Raw genomic sequence first — 1530 nt, forward strand, 5'->3', positions numbered from 1 at the left:
AGTTGCTGCCCAAAACGCTGGCACCGAAGTTGCTGATGGTGCTGAGACAGCTGGGGCTGCTGCGACTGACGCGATAGAAAATACTGGTGAAGCAGTTGTAGTTGGCGCAAATGAAGCCGTTTCCGCTACTGCTGGCGTGGTTGCTGATGGTGCCTCTGCTGTTGAAGAGAAAGCCAGTGAAAACGCAGTAGAAGCAGAACAACAGTACTAATTGATTGCTAAGCAGTTATGATTCATTCAAGTTATTTGATTTTAATAATTGACTTGCATGCATAGCGCTATAATCAATAGCGGTCTTATAAGCCTCGAAATACTAAAAAGCTTTGGTGATGACCAAGGCTTTTTGCGTTTTATGCATTGCTAAAAGTAAAGTATGCAATAGCATCATTCATCAATTAAACCAAAGCTGTAACCTCAATACAATCGGTATGTTCAATAAAACCGCAAGCTTAATCGAGCCTAATAATGTGAGCCTAATAAATAGTCGCTCAACCGCTACGAAGCGTGGGCAAAATTTGCTATAATCTGCGCGTGATAATTGCTAGTAAAAATCCTGCATTTTCCCAACCGTTCTATAGTGCTGTTTGTCGATTTACTTACCTTGCAGCGAGGATAGAACACTTGTACTCACCTAATAGTTACAAGTATTTATTTTAAAATCTAATCAGAGAGCGTTTTATGGCCTTAATATCTTTACGTCAACTTTTGGATCATGCCGCTGAGCACAGCTATGGTGTCCCTGCCTTTAACGTCAATAACTTAGAGCAGATGCGTGCCATCATGATGGCGGCCGACGCTTGTGATTCACCTGTCATCGTGCAAGCCAGTGCGGGCGCGCGCAGTTATGCAGGGTCAGCATTTTTACGTCATCTGATTATTGCTGCGATTGAAGAATGGCCGCATATTCCGGTGGTGATGCATCAAGACCATGGCATGTCACCTGCTATTTGCCAGCGCTCAATTCAGCTTGGTTTTTCATCGGTGATGATGGACGGCTCGCTCGGTGAAGATGGAAAAACGCCAATGGATTATGATTATAATGCCAGCGTGACCCGCGAAGTGGTGAAAATGGCCCACGCGTGCGGCGTTTCTGTCGAAGGGGAAATTGGTTGCTTAGGTAGCCTTGAGACCGGCATGGCAGGTGAAGAAGACGGCTCAGGTGCAGAAGGCGTATTGGATCATGAGCAGCTATTGACCAGTGCTGATGAAGCCGAGCAGTTTGTCAAAGACACCAATGTCGATGCGCTAGCCATTGCCATTGGTACCAGTCATGGCGCGTATAAATTTACTCGTCCACCGACAGGCGATATTTTATCGATTGAGCGCGTCAAAGAGATTCATGCGCGTATCCCGAATACCCATTTGGTGATGCATGGTTCGTCTTCAGTGCCGCAAGAATGGCTCAAAGTTATCAATGAAAACGGCGGTGATATCGGGGAAACTTATGGTGTGCCGGTTGAGCAAATCGTTGAAGCGATCAAACATGGCGTCCGTAAAGTCAATATCGATACCGATTTACGTTTGGCATCA

1 protein-coding gene and 1 pseudogene are annotated in these 1530 nt (G+C 45.7%); both read left to right on the forward strand.

Features of this window, described 5'->3' with window-relative positions; all coding sequences use genetic code 11:
- Window positions 1-211, forward strand: a pseudogene (locus V7D75_RS12485) (hypothetical protein); the annotation flags it as partial.
- Window positions 212-678: 467 nt separating this feature from the next.
- Window positions 679-1530, forward strand: an 852-nt coding sequence (gene fba / locus V7D75_RS12490; RefSeq protein ID WP_333614813.1) for a class II fructose-bisphosphate aldolase, incomplete at its 3' end; no start/stop codon positions are given.

This window comes from Psychrobacter sp., assembly GCF_036731945.1.
Taxonomy (GTDB): domain Bacteria; phylum Pseudomonadota; class Gammaproteobacteria; order Pseudomonadales; family Moraxellaceae; genus Psychrobacter.